At 68.5% G+C, this 22,451-nt stretch carries 22 protein-coding genes; 13 read left to right on the top strand and 9 right to left on the bottom strand.

Annotated features, from left to right (window positions below; translation table 11 throughout):
* Positions 1-16: 16 nt before the first annotated feature.
* Together E0H50_RS37355 and E0H50_RS37350 are read left to right on the top strand one after the other, a co-directional pair.
* A complete protein-coding gene (locus tag E0H50_RS37355; RefSeq protein WP_131295824.1) occupies positions 17-1,078 on the top strand; it encodes an LLM class F420-dependent oxidoreductase in 1,062 nt (353 codons plus the stop codon).
* Positions 1,078-1,905: an undecaprenyl-diphosphate phosphatase gene (locus tag E0H50_RS37350; RefSeq protein WP_131295823.1), complete on the top strand. Its 828-nt coding sequence runs from the start codon at positions 1,078-1,080 to the stop codon at positions 1,903-1,905. The genes E0H50_RS37355 and E0H50_RS37350 overlap by 1 nt, the downstream gene beginning before the upstream one ends.
* Here the strand turns inward: E0H50_RS37350 and corA are convergent.
* Complete coding sequence (corA, locus tag E0H50_RS37345; protein WP_131295822.1) at positions 1,902-2,873, bottom strand: magnesium/cobalt transporter CorA; 972 nt, start codon at positions 2,871-2,873, stop codon at positions 1,902-1,904. The two genes, E0H50_RS37350 and corA, sit on opposite strands and share 4 nt — an antisense overlap.
* A gap of 43 nt (positions 2,874-2,916) precedes the next feature.
* On the opposite strand from corA, the gene E0H50_RS37340 reads away from it, so the two are divergent.
* The 3 genes from E0H50_RS37340 to E0H50_RS37330 are packed head-to-tail and all read left to right on the top strand — an operon-like array spanning position 2,917 to position 4,992.
* The gene (locus E0H50_RS37340) at positions 2,917-3,612 is read left to right on the top strand and encodes a histidine phosphatase family protein (RefSeq protein ID WP_131295821.1); all 696 of its coding nucleotides are present in this window, start codon (positions 2,917-2,919) and stop codon (positions 3,610-3,612) included.
* Positions 3,613-3,625: 13 nt separating this feature from the next.
* Entirely contained in the window at positions 3,626-4,201 is a 576-nt protein-coding gene (locus E0H50_RS37335; RefSeq protein ID WP_131295820.1) for a DUF3090 domain-containing protein, read from the top strand.
* Positions 4,198-4,992, top strand: coding sequence for an SCO1664 family protein (locus E0H50_RS37330; RefSeq protein ID WP_131295819.1), 795 nt, complete (start codon positions 4,198-4,200; stop codon positions 4,990-4,992). The genes E0H50_RS37335 and E0H50_RS37330 overlap by 4 nt, the downstream gene beginning before the upstream one ends.
* Here E0H50_RS37330 and E0H50_RS37325 read toward each other — a convergent pair.
* The gene (locus tag E0H50_RS37325; RefSeq protein ID WP_131295818.1) at positions 4,989-5,687 is read right to left on the bottom strand and encodes a DUF6882 domain-containing protein; all 699 of its coding nucleotides are present in this window, start codon (positions 5,685-5,687) and stop codon (positions 4,989-4,991) included. The two genes, E0H50_RS37330 and E0H50_RS37325, sit on opposite strands and share 4 nt — an antisense overlap.
* A 102-nt stretch (positions 5,688-5,789) precedes the next feature.
* Here E0H50_RS37325 and mshC point away from each other — a divergent pair, with 102 nt between their 5' ends.
* Positions 5,790-7,010 carry a cysteine--1-D-myo-inosityl 2-amino-2-deoxy-alpha-D-glucopyranoside ligase gene (gene mshC / locus E0H50_RS37320; RefSeq protein WP_131295817.1) on the top strand — a complete coding sequence of 407 codons (1,221 nt, stop codon included), beginning with the start codon at positions 5,790-5,792 and terminating at the stop codon, positions 7,008-7,010.
* Between the two features lie 81 nt (positions 7,011-7,091).
* Here mshC and E0H50_RS37315 read toward each other — a convergent pair whose 3' ends face one another.
* The 3 genes from E0H50_RS37315 to E0H50_RS37305 all read right to left on the bottom strand — a co-directional run bounded on the left by E0H50_RS37315 (position 7,092) and on the right by E0H50_RS37305 (position 9,731).
* Positions 7,092-7,985 carry a hypothetical protein gene (locus tag E0H50_RS37315; RefSeq protein ID WP_131295816.1) on the bottom strand — a complete coding sequence of 298 codons (894 nt, stop codon included), beginning with the start codon at positions 7,983-7,985 and terminating at the stop codon, positions 7,092-7,094.
* Between the two features lie 10 nt (positions 7,986-7,995).
* On the bottom strand, positions 7,996-8,772 hold the full coding sequence (locus tag E0H50_RS37310) for a L,D-transpeptidase (protein WP_238151619.1): 777 nt from the start codon (positions 8,770-8,772) through the stop codon (positions 7,996-7,998).
* Positions 8,773-8,885: 113 nt separating this feature from the next.
* A complete protein-coding gene (locus E0H50_RS37305; protein ID WP_131295815.1) occupies positions 8,886-9,731 on the bottom strand; it encodes a PAC2 family protein in 846 nt (281 codons plus the stop codon).
* Positions 9,732-9,979: 248 nt separating this feature from the next.
* Between E0H50_RS37305 and E0H50_RS37300 the strand changes: the two genes are divergently transcribed.
* The 7 genes from E0H50_RS37300 to E0H50_RS37270 all read left to right on the top strand — a co-directional run bounded on the left by E0H50_RS37300 (position 9,980) and on the right by E0H50_RS37270 (position 18,606).
* Entirely contained in the window at positions 9,980-10,633 is a 654-nt protein-coding gene (locus E0H50_RS37300; protein WP_238151618.1) for an HAD family hydrolase, read from the top strand.
* 85 nt (positions 10,634-10,718) lie between these two features.
* Positions 10,719-12,284 (top strand): ABC transporter substrate-binding protein, encoded by a 1,566-nt coding sequence (locus E0H50_RS37295; protein WP_131295814.1) that lies wholly within the window; start codon positions 10,719-10,721, stop codon positions 12,282-12,284.
* A 227-nt stretch (positions 12,285-12,511) separates the two neighbouring features.
* Positions 12,512-13,504, top strand: a complete 993-nt coding sequence (locus E0H50_RS37290; protein ID WP_131295813.1) for an ABC transporter permease — start codon at positions 12,512-12,514, stop codon at positions 13,502-13,504.
* 57 nt (positions 13,505-13,561) lie between these two features.
* Complete coding sequence (locus E0H50_RS37285; protein WP_131295812.1) at positions 13,562-15,340, top strand: ABC transporter substrate-binding protein; 1,779 nt, start codon at positions 13,562-13,564, stop codon at positions 15,338-15,340.
* Positions 15,341-15,455: 115 nt separating this feature from the next.
* A complete protein-coding gene (locus E0H50_RS37280) occupies positions 15,456-16,469 on the top strand; it encodes an ABC transporter permease (protein ID WP_131295811.1) in 1,014 nt (337 codons plus the stop codon).
* Complete coding sequence (locus tag E0H50_RS37275) at positions 16,466-17,539, top strand: ABC transporter ATP-binding protein (protein ID WP_131295810.1); 1,074 nt, start codon at positions 16,466-16,468, stop codon at positions 17,537-17,539. Before E0H50_RS37280 ends, E0H50_RS37275 begins: the two co-directional genes overlap by 4 nt.
* 11 nt (positions 17,540-17,550) lie before the next feature.
* Positions 17,551-18,606, top strand: a complete 1,056-nt coding sequence (locus E0H50_RS37270; protein ID WP_238151617.1) for an ABC transporter ATP-binding protein — start codon at positions 17,551-17,553, stop codon at positions 18,604-18,606.
* Here E0H50_RS37270 and E0H50_RS37265 read toward each other — a convergent pair whose 3' ends face one another.
* From E0H50_RS37265 to E0H50_RS37250, 4 genes are read right to left on the bottom strand one after another with little or no spacing between them, the layout of a single operon-like run.
* Positions 18,607-19,779 (bottom strand): hypothetical protein, encoded by a 1,173-nt coding sequence (locus tag E0H50_RS37265; protein ID WP_131295808.1) that lies wholly within the window; start codon positions 19,777-19,779, stop codon positions 18,607-18,609.
* A complete protein-coding gene (locus E0H50_RS37260; protein WP_131295807.1) occupies positions 19,776-20,282 on the bottom strand; it encodes a SigE family RNA polymerase sigma factor in 507 nt (168 codons plus the stop codon). Before E0H50_RS37260 ends, E0H50_RS37265 begins: the two co-directional genes overlap by 4 nt.
* Positions 20,283-20,301: 19 nt before the next feature.
* Positions 20,302-21,096, bottom strand: a complete 795-nt coding sequence (locus tag E0H50_RS43275; protein ID WP_165547427.1) for an SGNH/GDSL hydrolase family protein — start codon at positions 21,094-21,096, stop codon at positions 20,302-20,304.
* Positions 21,093-22,376 carry an alpha/beta hydrolase gene (locus E0H50_RS37250; protein ID WP_131295805.1) on the bottom strand — a complete coding sequence of 428 codons (1,284 nt, stop codon included), beginning with the start codon at positions 22,374-22,376 and terminating at the stop codon, positions 21,093-21,095. The genes E0H50_RS43275 and E0H50_RS37250 overlap by 4 nt, the downstream gene beginning before the upstream one ends.
* Positions 22,377-22,451 lie beyond the last annotated feature (75 nt).

The following is a 22,451-nucleotide window of genomic DNA, read 5'->3' as shown; positions in this document are numbered from 1 at the left end:
GCTAGGCTCGCCAGTCATGCGACTCGGACTCAACATCGGCTTCGTCTACGGCGGCGACGACCATCTCGACCACCTGAGGCTGGTGAAGGAGGCCGAGGCACTCGGATTCTCGGTCACCTGGGCCGCGGAGGCGTACGGCTCGGACGCCGCGACGCTGCTCAGCTGGATCGCCGCGCAGACCACCACGATCGACGTCGGCGCCGCGGTCTTCCAGATCCCGGCCCGGACGCCGGCGATGACCGCGATGACGGCCGCCACCCTGGACCGGCTGTCGAACGGCCGGTTCCGGCTCGGTCTCGGCGTGTCCGGGCCGCAGGTCTCGGAGGGCTGGCACGGGGTGCGGTTTTCTCAGCCTCTGCTCAGGACCCGTGAGTACGTTGACATCGTGAACGCGGCCCTGCGGCGCGAGACGGTGGCGTACGAGGGCAAGTACTTCACCCTCCCGCTGCCCGACGGACCGGGCAAGGCGCTGAAACTGACCGTGCGGCCGATCCGCGACCACGTGCCGGTGTACCTGGCCGCGGTCGGCCCGAAGAACCTCGAGCTGGCCGGTGAGATCGCCGACGGCTGGCTCGGGATCCTCAACGACCCAGGCTTCCTTGGAGAGCAGTTGAACCACATCAGGACGGGCCGTGCCGCCCGTCAGAATCGTCAGCAGGACCTCGACGGTTTCGACGTCGTGGTCACCACCCCGCTGATGACCGGCGACGACATCCAGGCGGCGGCCGACCCGGTCCGTGGGTACGCCGCGCTGTACATCGGCGGCATGGGCAGCCGGGAGAAGAACTTCTACAACGCGCTCGCGGTCCGGATGGGGTACGCCGAGGAGGCCAAGGAGATCCAGGACCTGTACCTGGACAAGAAGCACCGCGAGGCGATGGCCGCCGTACCGTTCGGGTTCCTGGACTCGATCTCGCTGCTCGGTGACAAGGCCCGGATGGCGGACAAGCTCACGGCGTACGCCGAGGCCGGGGCGACGACCGTCGCGCTGACGCCGTTCGCGGCGACCGTCGAGCAGCGGATCGCGGACCTGCGCACCGCCGCCGAGGCTTTGGAGCTGTCCGGAGTCGGCAACTGATGACGATCTGGGACTCCATCATCCTCGGCATCGTCGAGGGCCTGACCGAATTCCTGCCGGTCTCCAGTACCGGGCACCTGACGATCGTGTCGAAGATGCTCGGCCTGAAGATCGACGACCCGTCGATCACCGGGTTCACCGCGGTGATCCAGATCGGGGCGATCGCGGCGGTGGTGCTGTACTTCTGGAAGGACATCAAGCGGATCGCGATCGCCTGGGTCCGCGGGCTCGCGAAGCCGGAGCACCGCGGCGAGTTCGACCACCGGATGGGCTGGTACGTGATCGTCGGCTCGATGCCGATCGTGATCGTCGGCTTCCTGGCCCGGGACCTGATCTCGGGACCGCTGCGCAGCCTCTGGTGGGTGGCCGGCGCGCTGATCGGATGGTCGGTGGTGATGGTCGCGGCCGAGCGGCTGGGCCCGAAGTCGCGCCCGCTCACCCGGATCACCCTGATCGACGCGGTCGTGATGGGTCTCGTGCAGTGCCTCGCGCTGATTCCCGGTGTGTCCCGGTCCGGCGCGACGATCTCGGCCGGCCTGTTCTGCGGCCTCGACCGGGTCGCCGCGACCCGGATCGCCTTCCTGCTGGGCATCCCTGCTCTGGTCGGCGCGGGCATCTACGAGTTGAAGGATGCGCTCACCGGCGACGTCGGCGCCGTACCGCTGCTCGTCGGCACGGTCGTCAGCTTCGTGGTCGCGTACGCGTCCGTCGCCTGGCTGCTGCGTTTCGTCGCCAAGCACTCGACCGAGATCTTCGCGTTCTACCGCGTCCTGCTCGGCCTCGTCCTGGTCATCCTGCTGGCCACCAGCACGATCACCGCGACCTAGAGCCAGCCGACCTTGCGGAAGAAGCGGTACATGGTGAAGCAGACCAGCACCATCAGGAGCAGTACGGCGTAGTAGCCGAAGTGCCAGCGGAGTTCGGGCATGTTGTCGAAGTTCATGCCGTAGATCCCGGCCAGCATCGTCGGGACGGCGGCGATCGCGACCCAGGCACTGATCTTGCGCATGTCGTCGTTCTGCTGGACCGAGACGCGGGCGAGGTGCGCGTTCAGGGCGGACGTGAGCAGGGTGTCGATCGCCTCGGCCTGGTCGGAGACCCGGCTGAGGTGGTCGGCGACGTCGCGGAAGAACGGGCTCGCCTTCTGGCCCAGCCCGGCCACCCCGTGCGCGAACTGCTCCATCGGCTCCCGCAACGGGTCGATGGCGCGGCGCATCTCCAGCACCTCGCGCTTCAGCCGGTAGATCCGCTCCGCGTCGCTGGTCCGCTCCGGCGAGAACACCGACGTCTCGATCTCGTCGACGTCGACCTCGACCTGTTCGGCGACGTTCTCGTACTGGTCCACGATCGCGTCGCAGATCGCCCACAGCACGGCGGCCGGGCCGTGGCCGAGCATCGAGGCCCGCTCCTCCAGTTCGTGCCGCGTGGTGGCGAGCTCGCCGCCTTCCCCGTGCCGCACGGTCACGACGTACCGCGGGCCGACGAAGGCCGTCACCTGGCCCGTCTCGACGGCGTCGCCCTCGTCGACGTACCAGAGGGTGCGCAGGACGACGAGGAGCGTGTCGCCGAACCGCTCGACCTTGGGCCGCTGGTGGATCTGCAGCGCGTCCTCGATCGCCAGATCGTGCAGGTCGAACAGCTGCTGCACGCGCTCCATCTCGGCGTCCGACGGCTCGTGCAGACCGATCCACCCGAAGCTGTCGGCGGTGTCCTCGATGGCGTGGGCAACGGTCTCGGGATCCTTGGGCAGGTCTCGCCGTTCCCCCTGGGCGTACACCCCGCAGTCCACGATCACATCCCCATCATGGCATTAGGGGTGGTGGGATAACGTGCACTGCATGCCCACCGTGATCCTTGTTCGCCACGGTCGTAGTTCCGCGAACACGTCCGGCACGCTCGCGGGTCGTACGCCGGGGGTGAAGCTGGACGACACCGGCGTACAGCAGGCCGCCGCGGTCGCGCAGCGGCTCGCCGAGCTGCCGCTGGCCGCGATCGTCACGTCTCCGCTCGAGCGCTGCAAGCAGACCGCCGCCGCGATCGCGAAGCAGCAGCCCGGGTTGCGTCCGGCAACGGATCGCCGGCTGACCGAGTGCGGGTACGGCGACTGGACCGGACAGAAGATCGCGACGCTCGCGAAGGACCCGCTGTGGGCCGTCGTGCAGCAGCACCCGTCGGCCGTCACGTTCCCGGGCGGCGAGTCGATGCGGGGGATGCAGCAGCGCGCGGTCGATGCCGTCCGGTCGTACGACGCGGCGCTCGCCGACAGCCACGGGCCGAACGCGATCTGGGTCGCGGTGTCGCACGGCGACGTGATCAAGGCGATCGTCGCGGACGCTCTCGGTCAGCACCTGGACACGTTCCAGCGGATCGTCGTGGACACCGCCTCGACGACGATCATCACCTACACCGCGACCCGCCCGTTCCTGGTCCGGCTGAACGACTCCGGCAGCGAACTGGCGTCCCTGATCCCTAAGCCGTCAGCGAAAGGCAAGCCCAAGAAGCAGTCCTCGGACGCGGTCGTCGGCGGACGGTAATAGGGTCATAGGTATGGCGCGAGTTGTGCACTCCTTCGACGACCCCGAGCGGTTCGTCGCCGGCACCGTGGGGGAACCCGGTGCGAGGACGTTCTTCCTGCAGGCGCGGGCCGGGCACCGGCTGACGTCGGTGGCGTGTGAGAAGGAACAGGTGATGGCGCTCGCGGAGCGGCTCGACGTGATGCTGGACGAGGTCGCCCGGCGCTTCGACCGCGACCCGGTCACGCAGACCGCCGGGGACGACACCGCGCCGCTCGAGCAGCCGATCGAGGAGGAGTTCCGGGCCGGCACCATGACGCTGGCGTGGGAGGCCGACGCCGAGCGGGTGGTGATCGAGGTGTTCGCGGTCGTCACCGGCGAGCAGGCCGAGCTCGAGGAGGAGGACCCGGTCACCGCGGCGATGGAGTCCGACGACGCCGAGGTGTTCATCGTGCGGATCACCGAGGAGCAGGCCCGTGCGTTCGCCCGGCGGGCGGTCGCGCTGGTCGCGTCCGGACGCCCGAGCTGCCCGTTCTGCGGCCGCCCGATCGACGCCGACGGCCACATCTGCCCGCGCGCCAACGGCTACCGTCGGCACCTGCCGGAATGACGACCAACCCCGAGCTCCTGGCCCTGGGGGAGCTGTCACTGCACGGACGCCTGGTCGCCGCCTCGAACGGCACCTACCAGGGGTCGGTCAGCCTGGCCGGGGAGACCGCCACGGTCGTCTACAAGCCGATCGAGGGGGAGCGGCCGCTCTGGGACTTCCCGGACGGCACGCTGGCGCAGCGCGAGTTCGCGGCGTACGTCGTGTCCGAGGCGCTCGGCTGGTCGGTCGTGCCGCCGACGCTGCTCCGCGGCGGGCCGCTCGGCGAAGGCATGGTCCAGCTGTGGATCGACGAGGCCGAGCTCGGACCGGGGGAGACCGAACTGGTCGACATCGTCCCGCAGGGCCGGGTTCCGAACGGCTGGGTCGGTGTCCTGGACGCGCTCGACGGCCGCCACAACCCGGTCACCCTCGTGCACGCCGACAACGACGCGTTGCGGCGGATGGCCGTGTTCGATGCCGTGGTCAACAATGCCGACCGCAAGGGCGGCCACGTGCTGAACCCGGGCGACGGCCGGGTGTACGGCGTGGACCACGGCGTGACGTTCAACGCCGACGACAAGCTCCGCACGGTCCTGTGGGGCTGGGCCGGCGAACCGATTCCCGCCGGCCTGCTGGACGACGTACGGCGGCTCGCGGATCAGCTGGCCGGGGGCCTCGGGCAACAACTGTGCGAACTGGTCACCGCCGTCGAGCTGACCGCGACCCGGGAACGCTGCTCGACGCTGCTGAAGACCGGCACCTTCCCGTACCCGAGCGAGGACTGGCCCGCGATCCCCTGGCCGGCCTTCTAAGGTTTGCCCTGCACGCTGATGTTGCCGACCCGGCCGAGCTCGTCGAACTGGACGACGACCGGGTTGCCGTTCGGCGCCGTACCGCGGATCGCGTCCTGACCCTCGTCGTACTGCAGGCCGAAGTGGTGGAAGTAGCCGCGGACGACCTGCCGGTGGTCGGCGGGGAAGACGCTGATCGCGGTCATCAGCAGCCGCGGCGTGGCGATCGCGTCGAACCCGGCCTGCGGGAGTTGCTCGTCGGCGACGTGCAGGTACACGTGCCCGCGGCCCTCGTTGATCGCCGTCGACCACACACCGCGGCCGCCGAGAACGGAGCCGGCGGTGATCGCGAGCGTGATCGCCGCCTGCGCCGGCTGCTCGAACCCGCTCAGGTCCGGACTCTCGGCGGTGAACTCGCCGATCCCGTGCCGCTCGCCGAACTCGCGGATCGCGAGCGTGGACGCGACCGCGGGGGCGTCCGGGCCGAAGCCTGGGTTCGCCCAGCCCCACAGCCAGGTCCGGTCCAGTTCGGAGAAGCTGCCGAGCAGCGAGATCCCGCGCAGTACGCCGCGTTCGCCGCCGAGCGTCCGTGCGTCGAGATCCGCCTGCAGCGAGTCCGGACCGACCACCTCGTTGAACAGGTCCTGCTGCTGAATGGCGGCCGCGGCGATCCAGCCGCCGTACGACTGGAGCTCCGGGCTGAAGTCTGTGCTCATCGTTCGCGAGGCTATCGGCTGCCGGGGTGCACGCCCGGCGCAGGACCACCAAGTGGAACCGTGTCGCGTCATTGAAAATCGGACTGGCATAAGCTCCGACACATGCAGGCGTGGACTCAACCAGACATCCCGGTCGTACCCGGGCCCGCCCGGCGGCTACGCCTCTACGACACCGCCTCGCGCGGCCTGGTCGAGGTACCGCCGGCCGACGGCGGGCCCGCCCGCATGTACGTCTGCGGCATCACGCCGTACGACGCGACGCACATGGGCCACGCCGCGACGTACGTCACGTTCGACCTGATCAACCGGCTGTGGCGGGACGCCGGGTACGACGTCTCGTACACGCAGAACATCACCGACGTCGACGACCCGCTGCTGGAGCGCGCGACCGCGACCGGCGTCGAGTGGACCGACCTCGCGGCGCAGGAGATCCAGCTGTTCCGCGACGACATGACCGCGCTCCGGGTGATCCCGCCGCAGCACTACATCGGCGTCGTCGAGTCGATCGACCTGGTCGCGAGCGCGGTCGAGGACCTGCGCCGCGCCGGCGCCGTGTACTCGGTCGACGGCGACCTGTACTTCGCCGTGAAGGCCGACCCGGCGTTCGGCGGCGTGTCCAACTACGACCGCGACACGATGCGGGAGCTGTTCGCGGAGCGCGGCGGCGACCCGGACCGTGAGGGCAAGCAGGACCCGCTGGACAGTCTGCTGTGGCGGCACGAGCGGCCGGGAGAGCCGGCCTGGGACTCGGCGCTGGGTCGCGGCCGGCCGGGCTGGCATGTCGAGTGCTCGGCGATCGCGCTGAAGTACCTCGGGATGTCGTTCGACGTCCAGGGCGGTGGGTCGGACCTGATCTTCCCGCACCACGAGATGTCCGCGAGCGGCGCGCAGGTCGCGACCGGGGAGCACCCGTTCGCGCGCGCCTACGTGCATCAGGCGATGGTCGGTCTCGACGGAGAGAAGATGTCGAAGTCCAAGGGCAACCTGGTGCTGGTGTCCAAGGAGCGGCTCGCGGGCGCGGACCCGATGGCGATCCGGCTCGCGCTGCTCAACCACCACTACCGGACCGACTGGTTCTGGGAAGAGTCCGATCTGACCGATGCGCAGGCGCGGCTCGAGCGTTGGCGTACGGCAGTGGCGCGGAACGCCGGCCCGGACGGTGCGGCCGCGATCGACGCCGTACGGGCGGCACTCACCAACGACCTGGACAGCGTAGGTGCACTTGCTGCTGTCGACGCATGGGCGGCGGGCACAGGTGATGACTCCGAGGCCCCCGCCCTGATCGCCCAGGCCTGCGATGCACTACTGGGCATAACCCTCTAACCAACCGACCGGGGAGCCTTACCGCCCGATTCGGGAGGGTCAGGCTCCCCGAACCGGTTTGGGGGCGGGGGAGAGGGAGGGTCAGCCGGTGACTGGGTGGTGGGTTTTCACCGGGGTCGGCACGGGGGCTGCGGGCGGGGTGTTCACCTGGGCTGGTGCCTCAGCCGGCGGCTGCGGTTGCGGCTTGGGCTTCGGCTTGGCGGCCGGCTTGGCGCAGGTCGCGGACGCCAGGTTGATGACCTCGGTCCCGCCGCCCAGGTTGATGCTCAGGCCGGTGATGGTGAAGGCGCCGTCCGAGTGCTTGCCCTGACTGTTGACCGTGATGCTGGCGAGCGGGTTGGACGGCAACGAAGCGCTTTGCTTCGTGCTCGGCAGCTTGATCGTCTGGCCGAGCAGCGTCAGCGAGCCGATGTCGACGCCGCCGGTGTCGCCGGAGCACCAGACGTTCAGCGAGTCGATGCCGAGCAGCGACTTCGGCGGGTTGAGCAGCAGGTTGCAGAGGTCCGGCAGGTTCTTCACCGGCAGGTCCTTGGTGCTCAGCTTCGGCAGCGGCAGGCCGAGGTCGGGCAGTGCGATGTCGGGCAGCGGCAGGTTGTCGGCACCGGTCTTCGGCAGCGCGGAGCACTGCTGCTTCAGCTCCGGCGGGATCGTCACCTGGCTCAGGATGTCCGGCCCGACGACGACGTCGAACAGCTCGACGGAGGCCGAGTCGTTGCCCGCGGTCGCCGTACCGGCCCGGACCGAGATCAGCGGGTTCTTCGGGAGTTCGAGCGCGGACGTCGTCTGCCGCTTGCCGTCCAGCGATTCGGCGTACGGCGTCTTCGGGATCGGCACCTGGCCTTCGGCGCTCACGGCGTACGCCGAGGACGGGCGGGCCGCCGCATTACCGACCGGAGCGCTGGCGACCAGGCTGAACGTCACGACGCCCGCCACGGCCGCAGCCGTCAGCACGGTCGGAGTCAACTGTCGTCGCATCGGATTCTCCTTATTTGCTGTCGATCAGGACGAGCGTCCCGAGCGGAACCTTCTGCAGGTGGGCCAGTGCGGTCTTCGGTACCCGGACGCAGCCCGCGCTGATCGCGGCGCCGAACACGCGCGGATTCGGCCAGCCGTGGATCGCGACCGTACCAGGTCCGCCACCGAACGTGTCCAAGGTGGGACTGTGCGCACCCAGCGGCAGTACGATCGGCGACGCCGAGCGCTTGTGGTCGATGATCGAGCCGAGCAGGAACGTCCGCCCGGGCGGCGTCGGCGTCTTGGTCGCGCCGACCCCGGCCTTCCAGGTGCCGAGGCTCTTGTTGTTCTCGAACAGCTCGAGCGTCCGCGAACTGGTGTGCACGCGGATCAGGTACGGCGAGGTGGCCCGGTCGAGCCCATCGTCCTGGAGCCAGCCGGTGGACCGGTTGGGCTTGGAGGGGAGCAGGACCCGGACCCAGCCGTCGGTCTGCTCCACCACCGGCAGCCAGGTCGGCCCGAACTGGGTCGGGCCGATCTTGCCGAACGCGTCCGCGTCCGGGGAGCTGTAGAGCGCGGCCTCGGCGCGCGGGTGCACGACGAGCCCGGTGGTGCCGGCGAACGGCTCGGCGTCGAGCGGTGCGGTGGTGATCGTTGTGGAGGTCGTCGATGCCGTCAGCGTGGTGAGGTCGACCGTCTCGTGCTTCTTGTTACCGAGGATCCCGACCACCGCGACCACGCCGAGCAGTACGAGCACGGCCAGCGCAGGCATCGACGTGCCGCCTCGCTCGTCGCGCCGCTTGCGCACTTGGTTGCTCCCCGTGGTCCCGGTGACGGCACGCCGTCACCCCCCAGTAGTCCGGTCGAATATAAACCCACTGGTAACAACGGTCCACACCTTGCGGCGGTTACGGGGAGGAGCTAGTCGCCGTGGTTCTTGTTGCGGCGTTTGAGGTAGCGCTCGAACTCGGCGGCGATCGCCTCGCCGGTGGCCTCCGGGAGGTCGGCGGTGTCGCGCTGCTCCTCGAGCGAGTGCACGTACTCCGCGACCTCGGGGTCCTCCTCGCTGAGCTCGTCCGCTCCGCGCTGCCAGGCCCGTGCGAGCTCCGGGAGGTCGCCTTCGGGCATGGCCAGGTCGAGGAGCGCCTCGATCTTGCTGAGCAGCGCCAGCGACGCCTTCGGGCACGGCGTCCCCGCGATGTAGTGCGGGATCGCGGACCAGATCGACACCGCCGGCACGCCGAGGGTGGTGCACAGGTCGGCGAACACGCCGGTGATGCCGGTGGGACCTTCGTACGTCGACGGCTCCAGGCTCCACGCCGCGGTCAGCTCCTCGTCCGACGAGGTCGCGGAGACGGGGATCGGACGGGTGTGCGGCGAGTCCGCGAGCAGGGCGCCGAGGACGACGACGAGCTGCGCGTTCGACTCGTCGACGATCTCCAGCAGCTCCCGGGAGAAGGCCCGCCAGCGCATGTTCGGCTCGACGCCACGGATCAGGAGCACGTCACGGCCGGTGTCGTCCGGGCGGGCCAGGTAGATCCGGGTGGTCGGCCAGGTCAGGTGCCGTCCGCCGTCCTCGTCGAGGCCGACCCGGGGACGGTTCACCTGGTAGTCGTAGTAGTCCTCGGGGTCGATCGCCGTGACGAGCTCGGCGTCCCACTCGTCGATCAGGTGGTCGACCGCACCGGTGGCCGCCTCGGCCGCGTCGTTCCAGCCCTCGAACGCGGCGATCACGACCGGGTCCCTCAGGTTCGCGAGGTCAACCACTCGCAGGCCCCCTGTCGTCTCTGTAGTCGGCTCTGTAGCCATCCGGTGGGGTCACCGGAAACCGGACTGCCCAGCCTACGTGCTCAGCTGTCCGCCTGTGCCAGGTTTCACCCCAGGCGGAACGTGTCGTGCCCGACCAGGGACAATGGACTCACTTTGAGAACCCACCAACCATTCGGCGCGCCCGAAAATGGTTGGTGGGTTCTCAAAGTGGGCTGATCGGGTGGAGAAGACATAGAGGAGTGCGGGTGGCGTCGCTGCAGGCGGTGTTGTGGGACATGGACGGGACGTTGGTCGACTCCGAGAAGGTCTGGGCGGAGGTGCAGCTGGAGCTGCTCGCCGAGCTGGGCGCGACCTGGACGGTCGAGGACTGTCTGACCCTGATCGGGAGCGACCTGCGTGACGCCGTACAGGTCTGGATGGCGCGGATCCCGGAAGGCGTGATCACCGCCGACGAGCTGGCCGACCGGATGTTCTCGGAGGTGGTGGAGGCGCTCCGCAAGGAGGTGACCTTCCAGCCGGGTGCACTCGAGCTGCTGCAGGCGCTGCGCAAGGAAGACATCCCGTGCGCGCTGGTGTCGGCGTCGTACCGGACGATGATCGACGCGGTGCTCGGGCACCTGCCGCCGGATCCGTTCGCCGTGATCGTGGCCGGTGACGAGGTGACGCTGGGCAAGCCGCACCCGGAGCCGTACCTGACCGGTGCCGCCAAGCTCGGGGTGGATCCGGCGAACTGCATCGTGATCGAGGACTCGGCGACCGGCACCCAGGCCGGGACGGCGGCCGGCATGTACGTCGTCGCGGTGCCGCAATGGGTGACGATCCCGGAGGCGCCGCGGCGGCTCGTGGTGAAGTCGCTCGAGCCGCTCACCCCGGAGTCCCTGCGGTCACTGCTCCGTTGACGAAGTACCGTCACTTGGAGCCCTCGGGGGCGTTGTCTGGTAAGTGGGCTGGGGCTGGTACGTCGGCTGGGGAAGGGGCGAGACGGTGAGCGAGTGGGTGCGCCGGGTGTCGGCGGCCGTGGCGGCAGGTGCGCTGGGCGTGTCCTTGGCGGCCTGCGGCGAGCCGGACGACAACGCCCCGCACCCCGGGGAGCAGACGCCGAAGCTGATGCTGCTGCGGCTGGCCACCACGGACGCGATCTCCTCGCTGGACCCGGCCGGCAAGTACGACGTGGGCTCGCGGACCGTCCAGGCGAACCTCTACCAGACGCTGCTGACGATCCTGCCGGACAAGCCGACCCCGGTGCCGGACGCCGCGGACTGTCAGTTCGACTCGCCGACGACGTACACGTGCAGCCTGAAGGAGCACCTGACCTTCCCGAACGGGCACGAACTGACCTCGTCGGACGTGAAGTTCAGCTTCGACCGGCTGGTCCGGCTGAAGACGACCGGGGGAGCGGCCGCACTGTTCTCTTCTGTGAAGTCCGTGAGTACGCCGGACGAGCTGACCGCGGTGTTCAACCTGACCAGCCCGGACGCGCGCCTGCCGTACCTGCTGACCACGACCGCGTCCTCGATCGTCGACGAGGAGTCGTACCCGGCGAACAAGCTGCTCGACACGAAAGCGATGGGCAGTGGGCCGTACCAGTTGGCGGCGTACAAGCCGGGCACCGAGGTCACGCTGACGAAGTTCTCCGGGTACCGCGGGCCGCGGGCGGCGCAGAACGACGGTGTCACGATCAGCCTGCTGAAGGACTCGAACGCGCTCTACCAGGCGGTGACGACCGGCAAGGCGGATCTCGCGTTCCACGGCTTCGGGCCGAGTCTGCTGGACAAGCTGCGCAAGTCCGACCAGGTCCAGGTCGTCGAGACGGGGTCGGCGGAGATCCGGCTGTTCGCCTTCCAGATGAAGTCGCTGCTGGCCCGCAAGCCGGCCGTCCGGCGGGCCGTGGCGCAGCTGATCGACCGTCCGGCGATCGCGAAGAAGGCGTACGGCGACCACGTGTCGCCGCTGTACTCGGTCGTGCCGCCCGGGTACGGCGGACAGGCCGACGCGTTCAAGACGGAGTACAAGCAGCCGAACAAGGCCGCGGCCGCGGCGATCCTCAAGGAGGCGAACATCGCCGTCCCCGTACCGCTGACGGTCGGGTGGACGCCTTCGCAGTACGGCGTCGGCGCCAAGGCCGAGGTGCTGGAGCTGAAGCGGCAACTGGAGGCGTCCGGGTTGTTCCGGGTGACGTTGCGGGGTGCGGAGTGGCCGCAGTACCAGGAGCTGACGAAGGCCGGGGCGTACGACATGTACCAGGCCGGCTGGACGCCGTCGTACCCCGATGCTGACGACTACCTGACGCCGTTCGTGACCGACTCCCCGTTCCAGAACGGCTACCGCTCAGCGGCGGCGACGAAGCTGCTGCAGCAGGAACGGACCGAGCAGAACGGGCTGAAGCGGGACGACCTGATCGGGCAGCTACAGGGAGTGATCGCGCGGGAGGCGCCGGTGATTCCGAGCTGGCAGGCGCGGGTCGCGGTGGTCGCCACGAAGGATCTGGAGAACCTCAGGACGGCGCTCGATCCGTTGTCGTTCCTTTATCTGTCCGGCCTTCGACGGTGACACAAAAATGCCATGGCAGTAACGGTTCGCGAGGCCCCGGCGACCGTGGGTGCGACGCCGTGGTTTACTGCGGAAAGTCCACGATACGGGACGATTTCCTGACGATCACGATCGGGCAACGCAGCACTTTCCGCGTTTGACTCCGGGCTGTAATGGCGGCAGGTTAAGGCGGCAGCCATTCCGGATTTCGTTCCGGTTCATCCGAACCAGGCAGGGGAACTCATCGCGTGAGCACGCCACTCGAGGTCGAGCCGGGATCATCCTCAGCGCAGCCCGAGGCGATCCTCGAAGGCGTCGGCAAGATCGAGGGCCGGTCGCTGTGGCAGATCTCGTGGATGCGGCTGAAGCGTGACAAGGTCGCGCTGGCCGGCGGCGCCTTCGTGCTGCTGCTGATCCTGGTCGGGATCTTCGCGCCGCTGATCTGCAAACTGGTCGGTGTCACCCCGAACGATTTCCATCAGGACCTGGTGGACCCGTCCCTGCAGACCCCGATCGGCAAGCTCGGCGGGATCAGCTGGGACCACCCGTTCGGTGTCGAGCCGGTGAACGGCCGCGACATCTTCGCGCGGATCGTGTACGGCGCCCGCATCTCGTTGCTGATCGCCTTCCTGGCGACGCTGCTGTCGGTGGTGATCGGCGTCGTGATGGGGATCGTCGCCGGCTACTTCGGCGGCTGGGTGGACACGCTGATCAGCCGCTTGATGGACATCTTCCTCGCCTTCCCGCTGGTGCTGTTCGCGCTGGCGCTGGTCGGCGCGATCCCGGACAAGATGTTCGGGCTGCAGGGCGACGCGCTGCGGGTCGCGCTGATCGTCTTCATCATCGGTTTCTTCAGCTGGCCCTACATCGGCCGGATCATCCGCGGCCAGACGCTGTCGCTGCGGGAACGGGAGTTCGTGGACGCGGCCCGGAGCCTCGGCGCGCGCCGTCCGTACATCCTGTTCACCGAGCTGCTGCCGAACCTGATCGCGCCGATCCTGGTCTACGCGACGCTGCTGATTCCGACCAACGTCCTCTTCGAGGCCGGCCTCTCCTACCTGGGTGTCGGTGTCCGCCCGCCGACGGCGAGCTGGGGCGACATGCTCTCCGGCGCGGCGAACTGGTACCAGGTCGACCCGATGTACATGATTCCGCCCGGTTTGGCGATCTTCGTCACCGTGCTGGCGTTCAACCTGTTCGGTGACGGATTGCGCGACGCGCTCGACCCGCGATCCCGGTAGGCGTTTCGCATCAACCAGGGAGCCTGGCTCTCAACGATTGAAGGGGTGCAACAAGAGATGAGATGGAATCGCATCACGACGGTCACAGCCGTCAGTGCGGCCGTCGCCTTGAGCCTGGTGGCCTGCGGGGGACCGAAGGCTTCCTCCGGAGGATCCGGTGGCGGCAGCAGCGCGGCGACGCCCGAGTTCGACGCGGCGAACAACAAGATCTTCAATCCGAGCGACAAAAAGGGCGGCACGCTCCGGATGGCGATCACCGAGAAGTGGGACTCCACCGATCCCGGTGACACCTACTACGGCCTGTCCTGGAACCTCGTGCGGAACTACGTCCGGCCGCTGATGACCTTCAAGTCGGCTCCGGGCAAGGAAGGCGCGAAGGTCGTCCCGGACCTCGCCGAGGCTCCGGGTGTGCCGACCGACGACGCCAAGACCTGGACCTACAAGATCCGCAAGGGCGTCAAGTTCGAGGACGGCACCGAGGTCAAGGCCAAGGACGTCATGTACGGCGTCGCCCGGTCGCTGGACAAGACCACGCTGCCGAACGGCCCGACGTACTTCAACGACTTCCTGGTCGACGTGCCGAAGGACTACAGCGTCGCCAAGGACCCGCAGATGAAGCAGTTGTCCAAGGCGATCACGACGCCGGACGACTACACGATCGTCTTCCATCTGAACAAGACGTTCGCCGGCTTCGACTACTTCGCGCAGTTGCCGTCCACCGCGCCGGTCCCGCAGGCCAAGGACACCGGCACGAAGTACCAGCTGCACCCGATCGCGACCGGCCCCTACAAGTTCGAGAGCAACGACGCGAACAAGGGCTTCACGCTGATCCGCAACGACCAGTACGACGCGTCCACCGACCCGGACACGGGCCGCAAGGCGCTGCCGGACAAGATCAACGTCGCCTACAACGTGAACGGCGCCGATATCGACAACCGGCTGATCGCGGGTGACCTCGACGTCGACATCGCCGGTACCGGTGTCCAGGCCGAGACCCAGGCCAAGGTGCTCGCCGACCCGAAGCTGAAGGCGCACACCGACAGCGTGCTGTCGACCCGTCTGAACTTCACGGTGTTCAACAGCGAGGTCAAGCCGTTCGACAACGTCGACTGCCGCAAGGCGGTCCTGTACGCCGCCGACCACGAGGGTTACCAGCGGGCGTACGGCGGTCCGTTCGGTGGCGACATCGCGACGAACCTGATGCCGCCGTCGGTCGCCGGCGCGGAGAAGTTCGACGACTACGGCTTCGAGGCGGACAAGAACGGCAACCCGACGAAGGCGAAGGAAGCGCTGACGGCGTGCGGGATGCCGAACGGCTTCAGCACCAACATCGCCTACCGTTCGGACCGGCCGAAGGAGAAGGCCGTCGCCGAGTCGCTGCAGCAGTCGCTGGCCAAGGTCGGCATCAAGCTGACGCCGAAGGGCTTCCCGACCGGTGACTACACCAAGCTGTACGCCGGTAAGCCGGACTACGCGAAGGCCAACGGCCTGGGCATGATCGTCTACAGCTGGGGTGCGGACTGGCCGGACGGCTTCGGCTTCCTGAGCCAGATCGTCGACAGCCGGGTGATCCGGGCCGCCGGTGGTAACACCAACCTCGGTATCCGGATCCCGGAGGTCGACACGCTGATCGACAAGGCGCTGGCCACCACCGACGACGCAGAACGCAACAAGATCTGGGTGGACGTCGACAAGAAGGTCATGGAGCAGGCCGGTGTGCTGCCGGGTATCTGGGCCAAGGGCCTGCTGTACCGCCCGGACACGCTCGCGAACGTGTTCAGCAACGACGGTCAGAACATGTACGACTACGCGAGCATCGGTCTCGCGCAGAAGTAGCAGTCGGCTGACCGAGGCAGTTGAGTTGCCCTGAACAACAATCACCAGTAGAGGTAGGTGAAGGCTGAGGGTGGCCGGTGATCAGCGATGATCACCGGCCACCACGCCGAGCACGGTGTTCGCATATCTAGTCCGCCGGGTCATCGGAGCAGTGCTCCTGCTCTTCATCGTCACGGCCGTCACGTTCGCGATCTTCTTCCTCGTCCCGAGACTCGGCGGCGCCACCGCCGACGACCTGGCCGGCCGCTACGTCGGCAAGAGCGCGGGCCAGGAGCAGATCCACAACACGGCGGTCCGGCTCGGTTTCACCGATCCTCTCTACGTGCAGTACGGCCGCTTCGTGAAAGGCCTCGTCGTCGGCCAGGAGTACAACTACGGCACCGGCACCGAGCACTGCCCGGCGCCGTGCTTCGGGTACTCGTTCCTGACCCAGCAGCCGGTCTGGCCGGACCTGGTCTCGCGAATACCCGTGACCGCGTCGCTCGCCGGCGGTGCGGCCTTCATCTGGCTGATCACCGGCGTCGGCACCGGCATCATCTCGGCGCTGAGACGCGGGTCGGTGCTGGACCGATCACTCATGTCGGTGGCGCTCGCCGGTGTGTCGCTGCCGATCTTCTTCACCGGCCTGCTGTCGCTGTCGATCTTCAGTTACAGCCTCGGCTGGACCCAGCAGGGCGGCGTGAACCCCCTCGACGAGACGAACCCGTTGTGGTGGGCGTACGACCTGATCCTCCCGTGGGTGACGCTGGCCTTCCTGTACGCCGCGGCGTACGCGCGACTCACCCGGGCCGGCATGCTCGAGACGATGAACGAGGACTTCGTCCGGACCGCCCGCGCCAAGGGCCTCACCGAGCGGACCGTGGTGCTGCGGCACGGCCTGCGGTCGGCGCTGACCCCGATCCTGACGATCTTCGGTCTCGACCTCGGTCTGCTGATGGGCGGTGCGATCCTCACCGAGACCACGTTCTCGCTGCCGGGCATCGGCCAGTACGCCGTCATCGCGCTGCGCGCCAACGACCTGCCGAAGGTGCTCGGGGTGACCCTGGTCGCCGCGTTCTTCATCGTGCTGGCGAACCTGGTCGTTGACCTCCTGTACGCCGTCGTCGACCCGAGGGTGCGAATCTCATGAGTGAACCGATCGAAGAGGTTCAGGACGCACCGGTGCAGCGGTTGGAGCGCGGTGACGCGTTCCTCGACGTGCGCGACCTGAAGGTGCACTTCCCGACCGACGACGGCGTGGTGAAGTCCGTCGACGGCATCTCGTTCCAGCTGGAGCGCGGCAAGACGCTCGGCATCGTCGGCGAGTCCGGCTCCGGCAAGAGCGTCACCAGCCTGTCGATCATGGGCCTGCACCCGCCGGGCGTCGCGAACATCAGTGGGCAGATCTTCCTCGACGGCCAGGACCTGGTCACGTCGACGCGCGAAGAGGTCCGGCTGCTGCGCGGCAAGCGGATGGCGATGATCTTCCAGGACCCGCTGTCCGCGATGCACCCGTTCTACACAGTCGGCACGCAGATCGTCGAGGCGTACCGGGTGCACAACGACGTCAGCAAGCAGGTCGCTAAGAAGCACGCGATCGAGATGCTCGACCGGGTCGGGATCCCGCAGCCCGACAAGCGCGTGGACGCCTACCCGCACCAGTTCTCCGGCGGCATGCGGCAGCGGGCGATGATCGCGATGGCGCTGTCCTGCGACCCCGACCTGCTGATCGCCGACGAGCCGACGACGGCCCTCGACGTCACCGTGCAGGCGCAGATCCTGGACCTGATCCGGGACCTGCAGCGGGAGTTCAACTCCGCCGTCATCATCATCACCCACGACCTCGGCGTGGTCGCCGAGCTGGCCGACGACATCCAGGTGATGTACGCCGGCCGCGCGGTCGAGTACAGCACCGCCGAGGACATCTTCGACCGCCCGCAGCACCCCTACACCTGGGGCCTGCTCGGGTCGATGCCGCGGATCGACCGGGAGCGCACCGAGCGGCTGATCCCGATCAAGGGCACGCCGCCGAGCCTGATCAACGTGCCGAAGGGCTGCGCGTTCAACCCGCGCTGCAACTACGCGCACCTGAACGGCGGCGCCAGCGAGACCGACCGGCCGGAGCTCCTCGACACAGGTAACGGCCACCTGGTCGCCTGCCATCTCTCCCCGCAGGAGCGCCAGAAGGCGTGGGAGACCGACATCAAGCCGAAGCTGTGAACGGGACGACTGTGACTACTACTGACGCCGAAGAGACTCCCGTTGTCCCCAAGATCGGCGAGGAACTGCTGTCGGTCGACGGCCTCGTCAAGCACTTCCCGATCCGCAAGGGGCTGCTGCAGCGCCAGGTCGGCGCCGTCCAGGCGGTCGACGGCCTGACGTTCAACGTGACCCGCGGCGAGACGCTGTCGCTGGTGGGGGAGTCGGGCTGCGGCAAGACCACCACCGGCCGGCTGCTGACCCGGCTGCTGGAGCCGACGGCGGGCAAGATCGTGTTCGAGGGGCGGGACATCAGCCACCTCAGCGAGGGGCGGATGCGTCCGCTGCGCCGCGACGTACAGATGATCTTCCAGGACCCATACGGTTCGCTGAACCCGCGGCACACGGTCGGCAAGATCGTCGGCGCGCCGTTCCGGCTGCAGAACGTGAAGACCGAGCACGGCGTGAAGCGGGCCGTGCAGGAGCTGCTCGAGCTGGTCGGTCTTTCGCCGGAACACTACAACCGGTACCCGCACGAGTTCTCCGGCGGTCAGCGGCAGCGGATCGGGATCGCGCGCACGCTCGCGCTCCGGCCGAAGCTGATCGTCGCCGACGAGCCGGTGTCGGCGCTGGACGTGTCGATCCAGGCCCAGGTCGTGAACCTGCTGGAGGACCTGCAGGAAGAGTTCGACCTGACGTACGTGATGATCGCGCACGACCTGTCCGTGGTGCGGCACGTGTCGGACCGGGTCGCGGTCATGTACCTCGGCAAGATCGTCGAGCTGGCCGACCGGGTCAGCCTGTACGAGAAGCCGATGCACCCGTACACGGTCGCGCTGCTGTCCGCGGTTCCGGTGCCGGACACCAAGCGGAAGGCCAAGCAGGAGCGGATCCGGCTGCAGGGCGACGTTCCCAGCCCGATCAACCCGCCGCCCGCGTGCCGCTTCCACACCCGCTGCTGGAAGGCGCAGGAGATCTGCAAGACCACGGAGCCACCCCTGATCGAACTGAAGCCCGGCCACCAGACCGCCTGCCACTTCCCGGAGAACGTGGACGCACCCGCCGCCAAGGCGGAGCCGGCGAGCTGATCATTCGCCCCGATCGATGATCGGCCGGCCGGTCGGCAACGCGAACGGCGCGACCCGCGGCGGCTGCTTGCTGAAGGTGAGCTTGGAGAACTCCTTCGCGACAACGGTGCACGCGCTGCTGGAGGCGTTGCAGGTGAGCAGGTCCACCACGTCCGCGTTGGTTCCCGATCGGAGGCCCGCCGCGGTGAAGTTGGTGTCGTCGAGCCACTGACCGAAGAAGAAGTTCCAGTACGGGCGTGGCAACGGGCCTCCTCGATCCGCAGTCACGCCGAACAACTGGAGACCGGCCCAGCTGGGCTGAATGCCCATCATGGCATCGTCCGGTTGCGTCACAAGGTAGGTCGCGTGGGGCGACAGGAACGCCTGCTGGCCGTTGTACGTGGTCCGGGTTCCCGTGGTGAGGGTGGGACCGACCTTCAGTGAGAGGCCTGTGCCTGCTTGCCCGAGCGGCTGTTGGTACACCAGCTGCCCGGCCGTCACGGTGCGGACCGCGACCGGTGACACCTTGGCCATGAACTCACCCCGGTTGGTGCGGATGTCCCAGCGGTACAGGCCGTCGAGCGTGCCGAAGTACGCCGTGCCGCCGTCGAGGGCGACGATCTCCGGGCCGTGGGCGAGACTGGCGTACTTCGGGATCTTGTTGCCGATCGGGGTGCGGACGAGTTCGCGGCGCGCGGCGACGTCGTACACGACCGACTCGCCGTGGTCGTTGAGGCTCTCGACCCAGCCGACCAGATTGCCGCGGTGGTCGGCGGTGAGCCGCCACGCGCTCTTTCCGAGGCTCCGCACACCCGACCGGTCGGCCACGTGGATCGCGTTCTCGGCGTTCAGGAACACGAAGCCTGCGTCGGTCTGGACGAACGCGGTCACCGTGTGCGGCGCTACCGAGACGACCTCGGACCCGTAATGGATCTCGTTGCCCAGCGCAAAGGTCGCGCGGCGCTGGGAGAACGGCCCGGGGCGGGCCGGCTGGGGTTGTTCGTCACGTGGCCGCAGCACGGTCGCGCCACCGGCAACGACGGCCGCGGTCGCGGCGGCGCCGCCGAGGATGCCGAGCGTGCGCCGGCGGGCGGCGCGGTGGTTGCCGGCCGCAATGATGCCGTCGAGGTCGAGCGGTGGCGGCTCGGTGGCGGCGGCGCGTTCGGTCAGGGTGTCCCTGAGGAGATCGTTCATTCCGTCATCCCTGCCTTCAGCACGACATCGGAGCCCAGGCGGGCCCGGAGCTTCTTGAGTGCGTCGGAGACCTGGCTCTTCACGGTCCCGACGCTGCAGCCGAGGACCTCGGCGGTTTGCGGTTCGGTGAGGTCTTCGTAGTACCGCAGCACCAGCGCGGCCCGTTGCCGCGGCGGGAGCTTCTGCAGTTCACGCCACAGCCAGACGCGGGCGGTCGCGTCGTCGGAGCTGACCGGCAGATCGGGTACGTCGTCGTACGGCCGCTCCGCCCGCCAGGACTTCCGGCGCCACCAGCCGATCGCGGTGGTGGTGATCGCGCGGCGGGTGTACGCCTCGGCGTTGGCCGGATCGCGCAGCCGGTGCCAGCCGACGTACGTCTTGACCAGCGCCTCCTGGACGAGGTCCTCGGCGAGGCCGCGGTCGCTGGTCAGCAGGTACGCGTACCGGAAGAGCGCGCCGTGCCTGCTGGTCGCGAACTCGGCGAACCCGGTCGCCTCGGCCATTTGTCCCCCTTGGGTCCGTCTACCCTCCCTGACGTGGGGACGTAGGCAAAGGGTTGGGCGTTGCAGCGAGAAGCAACCGCGCGATGAGCGCGTGACCTGCCGCGTTCGGGTGGTCACCGTCGGCGGCGAGCAGCGCGGTGATGTCGGCACTGTCCTCGAACGGCGTGTAGATGTCGACGTACGTCGCGTCGTCGGCCCGCGCCGCGGCGGCGATCGCGTTGTTCGTGCGGACGGTGAGCTGGTCACTCGCGACCCGCCCGCTCGGGGTGTACTGCTGCTTGGCCACGGCGCCGTCCTTGAAGACGTTCCAGTAGCCGGTCATCAGGATCGTCGTCGGCCGGTCGCCGCGGAGCGCGTGGATCCGGCTCAGGATCCGGCCCAGGTTGGCGGTCAGCTGCTCGTACTCGTCGGACACGCAGTCACCGCTGCACTGACCGCTCGTGACGTCGTCGTGGTGATCGCCGAAATCGTTCGCGCCGATCGTGAGCAGTACGACGTTCGCGGCCTTCGTGGCCCGCTCGACGTCGCGCTGGCTCAGCTTCTGCAGCAGGCCGGTCGAGTCGAGTCCGCCGACGCCTTGGTTGTCGACCGTGACGGGTACGGCGGAGCGGTTGTGGAGCAGGTCGCCGTACAACTGGGGGAAGGCGGCACAGTCGCAGTTGGAGCCGGAGGTGACCGAGTCGCCGAGCGCCACTACCCGGACCTGGCCGGGCGTCGACGGGAGGAGTTCGCCGACCGTGTCCGCGCCGGTGACTGTGCTGACGAACGCGAGCACGAGCAAGCCGGCAGCGAGTCGCCGCAGTGTGTGGATCACGCCGGTTTGGTGTGGCTCCCTTCGTGCTGCGGGAGGACGAGCTGGTTCGCGAGCCAAGGATAGGCCGACGCGAACGCGGGCGCGGCGAACTGCCACACGTGGGTGCCGGGGGAGATCTCGACCCGCGACCAGATACCCACCTTGGCGCCGGCCTCGGACAGCTCTTCCGCCTCGTGCTGGTGGCGCAGTTCCGCCGTGCTGGTCAGGAACAGGCCGTTCACTCCGTGGTACTTGCCATGGGCACGCATCACGAGCAGCGCTTCGTTGGCCTTCTCGAGCGCCACGTCGCCACCGTACAGGTCGTGCAGGCTGGCGGCCGGCGTGGTCGTGTACGGCGCGAGGTCGCCGGAGATGTCGACGAAATGGTCGAACACGTCCGGGTGCTCGACGACCAGGTCGATGGAGCAGGTGCCGCCCATCGAGAAGCCCGCGACGGCCCACTGCCTCGGGTCGGTGGAGGCCCCGAACGTCTTCTCGACGTACCGCGGGATGTCCTGGTCGAGGTGGTCCGCGGAGTTGCCCCGCGGCCCGTTCACGCATTCGGTGTCGTTGTCGAAGCGATCCGTGGCGTCGACGAAGACCAGGATCGGGGCGTACCCGTGGTGGCGGTGCGCGTACGCGTCCGACACCTGTACGGCGTTGCCGAGCCGCACCCAGTCACCCGGACCGCCGCGCTCACCACCGACCAACTCGACCACCGGCAGAGCCGGCCGATGCGCACCGTGGAACCAGATCGGCGGCAGGTACACCAACTCCTGCCGGTGCTTGAAGTGGCTGTACGTCGCGGGAATGTTCACCGCCACCAGCCGCCCGACGGCCGGCATCTTCGTCGTACCGGCAGCATGCGCGAGCCCCGACATCGACACCTGCCCCGGCAACGGAGCGTTCGTCCAGTCGTTCACCGCGGAGTCGATCGTCGGGTAGTACCCCACGAACTGGTTGATCCCGTTGGCACACACCAGCCCCGCCAACCCAGCCGCCACCACCGCGGCCCCCCGCCGCCACCACCGAGCGCTCCGCCACCCGACCCCGAGCACGACCAACGCTCCAACACCCACCCCGAACCACAACCACACGACGAACGGCAACGGATCCGTCAGCCCAACCACCTTGGCGCCCGGATAGGCGGCCACCAGCGTCACCAGCGCGGCCACGCCGGCCAGCCAAGGCACCCGCTGCCGCCACCGCCGATCCCGCCACCCGACCGCGGCCACCAACGCCCCCACCGCCACCACATCCAGCACCACCGGAAACCATCCCCCGAGCAGCGACACACTCATCGAACCCTCCGAACCCTGAGCAGACCCACCCCACAGACGCCATACACCAGCGAACGGTTGGCATACCCCGCCTGG

Origin of the sequence: Kribbella sindirgiensis (assembly GCF_004331435.1) — a bacterium.
Lineage (GTDB): Bacteria > Actinomycetota > Actinomycetes > Propionibacteriales > Kribbellaceae > Kribbella > Kribbella sindirgiensis.
This window is presented reverse-complemented; position numbering and strand designations above follow the sequence as displayed.

What these genes read in the sequence shown, in the direction of transcription:
- E0H50_RS37355 (WP_131295824.1), top strand. Translation starts at nt 17, where the DNA reads ATGCGACTCGGACTCAACATCGGCTTCGTCTACGGCGGCGACGACCAT.
- E0H50_RS37350 (WP_131295823.1), top strand. Translation starts at nt 1,078, where the DNA reads ATGACGATCTGGGACTCCATCATCCTCGGCATCGTCGAGGGCCTGACC.
- E0H50_RS37340 (WP_131295821.1), top strand. Translation starts at nt 2,917, where the DNA reads ATGCCCACCGTGATCCTTGTTCGCCACGGTCGTAGTTCCGCGAACACG.
- E0H50_RS37335 (WP_131295820.1), top strand. Translation starts at nt 3,626, where the DNA reads ATGGCGCGAGTTGTGCACTCCTTCGACGACCCCGAGCGGTTCGTCGCC.
- E0H50_RS37330 (WP_131295819.1), top strand. Translation starts at nt 4,198, where the DNA reads ATGACGACCAACCCCGAGCTCCTGGCCCTGGGGGAGCTGTCACTGCAC.
- E0H50_RS37325 (WP_131295818.1), bottom strand. Translation starts at nt 5,687, where the DNA reads ATGAGCACAGACTTCAGCCCGGAGCTCCAGTCGTACGGCGGCTGGATC.
- mshC (WP_131295817.1), top strand. Translation starts at nt 5,790, where the DNA reads ATGCAGGCGTGGACTCAACCAGACATCCCGGTCGTACCCGGGCCCGCC.
- E0H50_RS37315 (WP_131295816.1), bottom strand. Translation starts at nt 7,985, where the DNA reads ATGCGACGACAGTTGACTCCGACCGTGCTGACGGCTGCGGCCGTGGCG.
- E0H50_RS37285 (WP_131295812.1), top strand. Translation starts at nt 13,562, where the DNA reads ATGAGATGGAATCGCATCACGACGGTCACAGCCGTCAGTGCGGCCGTC.
- E0H50_RS37275 (WP_131295810.1), top strand. Translation starts at nt 16,466, where the DNA reads ATGAGTGAACCGATCGAAGAGGTTCAGGACGCACCGGTGCAGCGGTTG.
- E0H50_RS37265 (WP_131295808.1), bottom strand. Translation starts at nt 19,779, where the DNA reads ATGAACGATCTCCTCAGGGACACCCTGACCGAACGCGCCGCCGCCACC.
- E0H50_RS37260 (WP_131295807.1), bottom strand. Translation starts at nt 20,282, where the DNA reads ATGGCCGAGGCGACCGGGTTCGCCGAGTTCGCGACCAGCAGGCACGGC.
- E0H50_RS37250 (WP_131295805.1), bottom strand. Translation starts at nt 22,376, where the DNA reads ATGAGTGTGTCGCTGCTCGGGGGATGGTTTCCGGTGGTGCTGGATGTG.